This window comes from Sphaerospermopsis kisseleviana CS-549 (assembly GCF_028329225.1).
Classification (GTDB): domain Bacteria; phylum Cyanobacteriota; class Cyanobacteriia; order Cyanobacteriales; family Nostocaceae; genus Sphaerospermopsis; species Sphaerospermopsis kisseleviana.
Window position 1 is genome coordinate 1 of sequence record NZ_JAQMTI010000281.1, and the last position, 7,633, is coordinate 7,633.

The window sequence follows — 7,633 nt, forward strand, 5'->3', positions numbered from 1 at the left end:
CCAGAACCAGTTTCTGTGCTTGTTCCTGAGTCTTTAACCTCAGAAACACCAGAAACCCCAACTTCAGAACATCCACCAGAACCAATTTCTGTGCTTGTTCCTGAGTCTTTAAGCTCAGAAACACCAGAAACCCCAACTTCAGAAAATCCACCAAAACCAGTTTCTGTCCTTGTTCCTGAGTCTTCCCCAGCAAAATTAAACCCATACTCTCCCCAACAAATACAGCAGGAAGTAACACCCCGACAACAAAAACCTCCAAGTTCCCCAAACTCATCTTCAGTTCAGATAGGTTTCCTGTTGGTTGTGTTGTCAACGGTGATGTCATCCCTTTACAACGTTGTTGTCAAGGCGCTGTTCTATCAAGGTTCTGATCTGTTAGGAAACTTCCAGACACAACAGTTAATGTCACCAACATTGGGAAATATTTTCTTAATCTTGATGCTGAGATTATTGGTGGTTGTACCTTTAATGTTACTTTTAGCTCCTATTTTGCACCCTCCAGTTTGGCAAGACTTACAAAGTCTATTTGATTCAGTTAGCAGAAATGCTGCTGCTAAGAAAACAAACACAAAACAGGTATTACTGTTGTCGGTTGTGAGTGGTGGCTTTTTATTTTTGTCCCAAGTTTTAATTTACATTGCTATTGGTCAAGTAACAACTGGAGTAGCGATCGCTCTGTTTTTTATCTATCCCATGATCACTGTACTCTTAGCTTGGTTTCTCTTTCGTGAGCGTCCTGGCTTATTAAGTTTTAGTGCGATTTCTAGCATTTTTTGTGGTCAATTATTAATCTTGGGTAGTTATTCAACTGGTATTAATAATACCTCTTTAGGAATTATTTCTGGAATTATGTCCGGAATAGCTTTTTCTGTATACGTAATTCTTACTAGGTTATCCGCTCCGAAACTGCATCCAGTTTCTTTTGCTTTAATTAATTTCGCAACCATGTTGTTATTCAGCTTTGTTTGCTTATTAGTACCTTTACCAAGTGATTGGAGTTTAGCCATTAGATCATCCAATTTATTGGAAGTGATTTTAAGTGCTTTTATGTTAGGTGTCCTCACTCTTTGCGGCTATTTATTCAACAATTTTGGCATTCGCAAATTAGGAGGACAACGCTCCGCTATCATTGGTGCTGTTGTCCCAGTTTTCACAGTAATTTTCGCTGGATTAATGATTCAAGAAAAATTGGATCTTCTGCAAATTCTGGGAGTTTTATTGGTAACTGGTGGCGCAGTTGCTATCAGCTGGGAAAAAATGCAAAAGGTTAAATCTTCCAGTGCCAAAAATTAAATGATTAAAAACAATTAAACTATGTACAAATACTTGAAAATTTATACCATAATTTTATATTTCCACAGATTTAACCAGGAAATACCCAATTAAGTCTGAATGTCTTAATGTAAAATTAGAAATTGGTATGAGTTAAACCTCCAGTAATGTGCATATTCTTCAATTTAGATCAAGTTGATGCTAGACTAAGGGTTGGTTTGATTAAGTCAACAGCCTAGAGCGTAGATTCAGTAATGCTAGGTAATCTGTTTTTACCTTGTAGGGGCGAAGCATTTGGGTGATAACCTATCGCTGAAACCCTAAACATTATGTTATGTCCGAAAGCTATGCCTCCAGCACGCTACGCCATCAATTTTGTTAACCTGATGTTATTATTGGTGAGCCTTTCTTTTACTGTTCAAAATTAATGATTACACCCAAGGTAATTTAGCACCATAGTTATTTTATGGTGAAACCATAACAAATCTCCATTGAGAGTGAAGACAAAAATTACAATTTGGTGTATAATAGGTAGTTTAAATTTGACTACTATTTTTTCGTAAACGTGCCATTCATCTGTCTGTGAATATGACTAACGACATAGATCTGATCAAACGTCTTGGTCCAAGTGCGATGGATCAGATCATGCTTTATCTAGCTTTTAGTGCCATGCGTACAAGTGGCCATAGGCATGGAGCATTTTTAGATGCAGCCGCAACAGCAGCTAAGTGTGCAATTTATATGACCTATCTAGAACAGGGACAAAACCTGCGAATGACGGGGCATTTGCACCACTTGGAGCCGAAGCGAGTCAAAATTATTGTTGAGGAAGTAAGACAAGCTCTGACTGAGGGTAAATTGCTAAAAATGCTGGGTTCCCAAGAACCTCGCTATTTGATTCAATTGCCTTATGTGTGGATGGAAAAATATCCTTGGCAACCAGGAAGGTCTCGTGTTCCTGGTACAAGTCTCACCAGTGAGGAGAAAAAACAAATCGAGCGCAAGCTGCCTAAAAATCTGCCTGACGCTCAGTTAGTTACTTCCTTTGAATTTTTAGAGCTAATTGAATTTCTACACAAGCGATCGCAAGAAGAGTTACCCCAGCATCATCAAATGCCTCTGAGTGAAGCCTTGGCAGAGCATATCAAACGTCGTCTACTCTACTCAGGCACTGTGACACGCATTGATTCACCTTGGGGAATGCCCTTTTATGCCCTAACTCGTCCCTTTTATGCCCCAGCAGACGACCAAGAACGTACTTACACAATGGTCGAAGATACTGCTCGTTATTTTCGGATGATGAAAAACTGGGCAGAAAGGAAAGCCAATTCTATGCGTGCTGTAGAAGAACTGGATATTCCTCTGGAAAAAATGCAGGAAGCGATGGAAGAATTGGATGAAATTATCCGCGCTTGGGCTGATAAATATCACTGCGATGGCGGTACACCCATGATTTTACAAATGGCTTTTGGTAATCAAGATGACTAAATCAACAAAAGTTAGAAGTTATCTTCTAATTTTTGCTGATATTACCTTGAGCCAACTATTACCGCTTCGCGGAAGTCAAAAGTCAAAAGTCAAAAGTCAAATGTTCCCTGCCTCAACGAAAGGACTTTTTCAGCAAACCCTACTTAAATGCTACCTTCAGGAGTTGATGGGATAGGCAGTGTCTGAAAAGGTGGTATTAATCCCGGCCGTGTTGTAGATCCAGCCCCAATACTAATAGAACGGTAACTGGCATCAATACATCGGTCTAAAGACTCAATCGGGGTTAAATTAATTTCTTTGCGTAAACCAACCACACACTCAGCAAAGGTAACAGGTAATAAACTGCGTCCACAGTAGCTTAAAACAGCTTGGTTAATTGCCTGTTGGGTACTCTTGCTAATGCCGACTACGCAGGTAGCAAAATCTTCTGCACGACGGGCTTGACTACAGGAATAAAGCGCATCAACTGGGGTAATTTCTGTTTGTTTGGTAATTTTAGCTACACAAGTAGATAACTCTCTTGGTCGCATGGTTGTAGCACAACCTTGAGATGCTGCTTGTGCTGTCACTCCTGCACTTAATAATTGAGCAGCACAAGCACGGTAATCATTTCTATAGGAACTTATCACAGCTTGACTTGGCAAGATATTTGTCCATAGTCCGGCGATCGCCATCACTGGAATTGTGAACATTTTCCAGAAATGACTACTTTTGTAGTGATAAAAACTGCTAATTTCTTTTTTGCGTTTTAACATTGCTATTCTCCAAACACCCAAAGTTATGCTAACTTAGAATTTGCTGAAACTCCTCTATTATCAAGGAATTTCATTGTCAGTACCCAAATACTTCCAAAAGTCTGATACAGCAGGAGTCAGGAGTCAGGAGTAAAACTCTAGTGGTGTCTAGGTTGCAATTTTGATTCTGTACCTCATTGATCTGCCATCTGCTGTATTTATTATTTAACCAAAAATACTCTAGCTAATTGCTAAGAGTTATGTGATAATAGAATATTTGGGTAAAGTTTAAACAGGATTAAATAAGGAAACTCATGTCCCGATATAGAGGTCCGCGCCTCAGAATTGTCCGCCGCTTGGGCGAATTACCAGGATTAACTCGCAAAAGTGCTAGACGTGCCTATGCACCAGGTCAACATGGTCAAAACCGCAAAAAACGGTCTGAGTATGCTATCCGTCTAGAAGAAAAGCAAAAACTTCGCTTAAACTACGGTTTAACAGAAAAGCAAATGCTCCGCTATGTTCGTAAAGCCAGAAGAGTGACTGGTTCTACCGGACAAGTATTGCTGCAATTGCTGGAAATGCGTTTAGATAATACAGTTTTTCGCATGGGTATGGCTCCCACTATTCCCGCAGCACGTCAACTGGTGAATCACGGTCACGTTACCGTTAATGGTCGTGTAGTGAATATCGCCAGCTATCAGTGCCGTCCCGGTGAAGCAATTGGTGTGAGAGATAAAGAAGCATCCAAAAAATTGGTAGAAGCTAACTTACAGTATCCCGGTTTAGCTAACCTTCCCAATCACCTGGAATTTGATAAAAACAAATTGACTGGTAAAGTCAATAGTGTGATTGAAAGAGAATGGGTAGCACTCCAAGTTAATGAACTGCTGGTTGTGGAATATTACTCACGTCAAGCATAATTCAATTTTGGATTTTGGATTGACGATTTTGGATTGGAATAGTTGTTGTTCTTTGAATCCACAATCCAAAATCTAAAATCTAAAATTAGGTTAACCTCCTATTTGCGACATGGTACGGGTGTAAGTGCCGACAGTACCTGAGTCGCGTTGTTTAAAGTTAATTTCTGATTTGATTGCTAATAGTTCTCTGACTTGTGATTGTAATAGAGTAGTGCTACAACCAGCACGTAAAGAAGATTTTAAATCAATTTGCCCAGTTTCATTGAGTAAGCAGGGACGTAACCAACCATCAGCAGAAAGACGCACTCGGTTACAGCGATCGCAAAAACACTCTGACATTTGACTAATAAAACCCAGTGTTCCCTTTGCTCCGGGAATTTGAAATACATCGGCTGGACCATTACCACGAACTTGAGATTCTGTCAAGCCCCAACGTTGACGAATGCGATCACGTAACTCAGCAGAAGATACCCAACCGCGATCGCCAAACAAGTCACCATTACCAATAGGCATAAATTCAATAAATCGGACGTGCCAATTTTTATCAATCGTTAAAGCAGCTAAATCCAAAACTTCATGGTCATTAACGCCAGGTATTATCACCACATTTAACTTTAACGGATCAAAACCCACATGATAAGCAGCTTGAATTCCATCCCAGACTTGCTGCCAACGTCCACGGCCATGATTACCGATAATTTGCTCAAAAGTAGCTGCATCAAGAGAATCTAAACTAATATTAATTCTTCTTAAACCTGCATCATAAAGACTTTTAGCTATAGGAGCTAATAAAAACCCATTAGTAGTCATTGCCAAATCTTGAGTTTGGGGAAGATGGGCAATTTTTTTTACCAACTCCACCACACCAGGACGGAGTAGAGGTTCACCACCAGTCAAGCGGAAGCGAGTAAAACCAACAGGGATAAATACTTCTTGAATAAGAGTGAGTAGTTCCTCATCAGTTAATAATTGTTGTTTCAGGATATAGTCTAATTCTGCACCTTCCGGCATACAATACAGACAACGGAAATTACAGCGATCAATTAAACTAATGCGAAGATAGTCTACTGGGTTCATGTTTGTTGAGTTGAAGTCTAATTTCTAGTGTAGAAATCCAAGGGAATATAGAATATATTTTTTATGCGCTGAGATGTTTCAAAACAGCAGTGATGCGATGGCTGTATAGGTAAAAATCTAGTTGATTAGTCATTGCCAAAATACTGTTTTTAGATATTAAATAAGGAGAGTTGTTGAAAACCTCTCCTAAGTAAATTTTAGTATTCTGCACCTAACGACCTTTCTATTGCGCGTCTAATGTAGCGTTGATAAGGAATACCTTCTTTTTTTGAAACAGATTTAACAGCCTCTAACATCTCTTCAGACATTCTTACACTAACACTTTTGTCTTTAGGTTTAAATTCAAAAGTGACAGGCTTAAAGTTTTCAGGATGAAGATACTCTGATAAATCACCTTCTAATAATGCTTCGATTTCCTCATCTGTTTTTACTCTTGGGAAAATTTTCTTCATAGGAGCGTACCTCTTTGTCGTGCATATATATGGCGCTGATTGGTCTAATGAGTATTTTGTCTTGTTTACTTCGGAATGTAAAAGCCACAAAAATATATCTTTTCTGACTTGAAATCCCTACAGGCAGATACCTGTCCTCATTTTCAGAGTGTTTGATATCTGGAGTAATGAGAACATCTGGCTGCTGAAACAGATACTCAATTTCTTCTTGAGAAACACGATTCCAGCATTTTGCAGAGTTTCCTTCATCCCAATCAAAGCCATTGACACTTTCTATCATAACTCTAAAAATAACTTTTGTATATACAAATGTAACCATTTTTTCATATCTTACGCAACCTACAGGAGATTTTTGGTACTATAGGTAAGTCCTCAAATATTTTGAATTTATGCCTTTAGTAGCTTGAAGGCATTTAAAATTTATCCAAGTTTAAATTTTTCCTCTATAATATTTACCTGCTTCTTGTTGCTGATCCTGTGTAATTACTCAGAATTTGTAACAGTGAGTTGATCGCATCCACCAACCAGCTATCTACCGTGCAAGATACCGACTCTATGAATGACCTTGCGGCTGCACTGCAACAGCCTGTAGACTTGGATTTTGAATTACCAGATCCAGAAGATGAAGAAATTGCTGAGTCTGACTTTTTACAGCAGTTAGATGTAGCTTGGCAAGTATGCGATCGCTTTGATCTGCAAACAGAAATTTGGCGGGGGCGAATTTTACGCGCTATCCGTGACAGAGAGAAAAAAGGCGGAGATGGGCGCGGTACTGGTTTCCTCAAATGGTTGAAGGAACGGGAAATTAGTAAAACTCAAGCTTATTCTTGGATTCAATTAGCTAATAGTGCTGATACCTTAATTGAAGATGGTAAACTGGACCCCAGTACAGTTAATAACTTTAGTAAACGGGCATTTGTAGAAACCGCCAAAGCTGCACCAGAAGTACAACAGATGGTAAGTGAAGCAGCGCAAAAAGGCGATCGCATCACCCGCAGAGAAGTCCGTCAACTCACGGATGAATGGACAGCCATGTCCTCAGAATTGTTACCTGAACCAGTCAAGGAAAAAGCCGCCGATAATAGCCTTCCTGCCCGCTACATTGCCCCTCTGGTGAAGGAAATGGAAAAACTGCCAGAATTACACCAGAAGGCGTTACAGAGAGAAATAGCGGAAAATCCTGATGTAGATACTTTAAAACAAGCCACTACAGAAGCTAGACAACTAGCAAAATATCTCAAATCTGCTGTCCAGGTGCAAGCACTGACAGAAGAAAATGTGGATATTGAAACTGCATTAGAAGAAGCTCAAAGAATCGGCTGTTTAAGTATAGCAGCAGACTTGGTAAATCAAGCATCCCAAATGGAACAAGGTATAGCTAAGTTATACATGACTTGGAAGAAAATCAGTAACTTAGCTGATAGATTGTATGTTGATACTGGAGCGAGTACACCAAATTTGCGATCGCTCCTGGGTTGTGTTGAACCACTGGGAGGGGAAGTCATGGAAATTAAACTCAGTGGTGCAACTGATCATACTATTAGGTTACAGATTCAGGAGACTAATTAGGGACTGGGGACTGGGGACTGGGGACTGGGGACTGGGGAAGAAAATTTTAGATTTTAGATTTTAGATTTTAGATTGGAGTGAACAAAATCCAAAATCCAAAATCCAAAATTGAATTACC

Annotated in this window: 8 protein-coding genes; 4 read left to right on the plus strand and 4 right to left on the minus strand. The window is 39.5% G+C overall.

The genetic code is table 11. The features are described from left to right. Both PN497_RS22490 and hetR read left to right on the plus strand, forming a co-directional pair. On the plus strand, positions 1-1,293 hold a 1,293-nt coding region (locus PN497_RS22490), incomplete at its 5' end, for an EamA family transporter (RefSeq protein WP_272110879.1). Positions 1,294-1,860: 567 nt separating this feature from the next. Beyond that, complete coding sequence (gene hetR, locus PN497_RS22495) at positions 1,861-2,760, plus strand: heterocyst differentiation master regulator HetR (protein WP_096567272.1); 900 nt, start codon at positions 1,861-1,863, stop codon at positions 2,758-2,760. A 143-nt stretch (positions 2,761-2,903) separates the two neighbouring features. Here hetR and PN497_RS22500 read toward each other — a convergent pair whose 3' ends face one another. Further along, entirely contained in the window at positions 2,904-3,515 is a 612-nt protein-coding gene (locus tag PN497_RS22500) for a hypothetical protein (protein WP_096567274.1), read from the minus strand. A 293-nt stretch (positions 3,516-3,808) separates the two neighbouring features. Between PN497_RS22500 and rpsD the strand changes: the two genes are divergently transcribed. Then, a complete protein-coding gene (gene rpsD, locus PN497_RS22505) occupies positions 3,809-4,417 on the plus strand; it encodes a 30S ribosomal protein S4 (RefSeq protein WP_096567275.1) in 609 nt (202 codons plus the stop codon). 90 nt (positions 4,418-4,507) lie between these two features. On the opposite strand, the gene moaA is transcribed toward rpsD, so the two are convergent. The 3 genes from moaA to PN497_RS22520 all read right to left on the minus strand — a co-directional run bounded on the left by moaA (position 4,508) and on the right by PN497_RS22520 (position 6,265). Then, positions 4,508-5,494: a GTP 3',8-cyclase MoaA gene (gene moaA, locus PN497_RS22510; protein WP_096567277.1), complete on the minus strand. Its 987-nt coding sequence runs from the start codon at positions 5,492-5,494 to the stop codon at positions 4,508-4,510. Between the two features lie 197 nt (positions 5,495-5,691). Further along, entirely contained in the window at positions 5,692-5,946 is a 255-nt protein-coding gene (locus tag PN497_RS22515; protein WP_096567279.1) for a CopG family antitoxin, read from the minus strand. After that, a complete protein-coding gene (locus PN497_RS22520) occupies positions 5,912-6,265 on the minus strand; it encodes a BrnT family toxin (protein ID WP_272110881.1) in 354 nt (117 codons plus the stop codon). Before PN497_RS22520 ends, PN497_RS22515 begins: the two co-directional genes overlap by 35 nt. Positions 6,266-6,501: 236 nt before the next feature. On the opposite strand from PN497_RS22520, the gene PN497_RS22525 reads away from it, so the two are divergent. Beyond that, positions 6,502-7,515, plus strand: a complete 1,014-nt coding sequence (locus PN497_RS22525) for a hypothetical protein (RefSeq protein WP_096567281.1) — start codon at positions 6,502-6,504, stop codon at positions 7,513-7,515. Positions 7,516-7,633 lie beyond the last annotated feature (118 nt).